This is a genomic window from Fictibacillus aquaticus, assembly GCF_002245695.1.
Classification (GTDB): Bacteria; Bacillota; Bacilli; order Bacillales; family Fictibacillaceae; genus Fictibacillus; species Fictibacillus aquaticus.
Genome location: NZ_NOII01000107.1, coordinates 1 through 1,016, shown reverse-complemented (window position 1 = coordinate 1,016; position 1,016 = coordinate 1). Strand labels below are relative to the sequence as shown.

Annotated in this window: 1 protein-coding gene; it reads left to right on the top strand. The window is 47.5% G+C overall.

Annotation, left to right across the window (positions count from 1 at the left end; translation table 11 throughout):
• The coding region (locus CGZ90_RS20280) for a nucleoside transporter C-terminal domain-containing protein (RefSeq protein WP_276206785.1) at window positions 1-726 on the top strand (726 nt) is incomplete at its 5' end.
• Between the last annotated feature and the right edge of the window lie 290 nt (window positions 727-1,016).

The following is a 1,016-nucleotide window of genomic DNA, read 5'->3' as shown; positions in this document are numbered from 1 at the left end:
GGAGGATTGGCGAACGAAGCCGCAATGCCGTTTTTCTTGAACGTATTGCTTCCTATCGTCTTTATCTCAGTTTTGATCGGGATCGCTCAGCACTTCAAGATCCTCCCTTTTATTATCAGGTATATCGGGCTGGCACTTAGCAAGGTTAATGGTCTTGGAAAGCTCGAGTCTTATAACGCGGTTGCTTCAGCTGTATTCGGACAGTCCGAAGTATTCATTTCTGTTAAAAAACTTCTCGGCCACTTGCCAAAGCACCGTATGTACACACTATGTACGTCTGCTATGTCAACAGTTTCCGCAAGTATCCTTGGGGCGTACATGATGATGATCGACCCTAAGTATGTCATCACCGCATTAGTGCTGAACTTGTTCGGCGGTTTCATCATCGCTAATATNNTCGCACCAGTGGCTTTCCTCGTCGGTGTTCCATGGGCAGAAGCCGTGTCAGCCGGAACGATTATGGCAACCAAGCTTGTTTCCAATGAATTCGTTGCGATGATGGACTTAGCTAAAGTTGGGGACAGCATGTCAGAACGAACGCTCGGTATCGTATCTGTGTTCCTTGTTTCCTTCGCCAACTTTTCATCTATCGGTATCATTACAGGAGCTGTAAAAGGCTTGCACGAAGAACAGGGCAATGTAGTTGCTCGCTTCGGAATGAAGCTGCTTTACGGCGCAACACTTGTCAGCATACTTTCTGCTGCTATTGCTGGATTGTTCTTATAAGATAGTAAAAGACTTGTTCAACGAGAGATGTTGAACAAGTCTTTTTTGTTTTTTCGTCTACTTAAAAAGAAGTCAGAGAAGAAGTTGATCTCCGTTTCAGGCGCACGCTCTCCGCGGGGCGTGGCGAAAAGCAGAAACGGCTCGTTCAGCCCCGACAAGCAAAAGGGAAAGGGGCCGGTAAGTCGTTCTTTGACTTATTGGACACTTGCCCTTTTGACCTCGAGGGGCTAGCCGTTTTCTGCTGGACAAGTGAGCCCCTTTGCCGCTTCGCGCCACTAAAGGGTCTCACC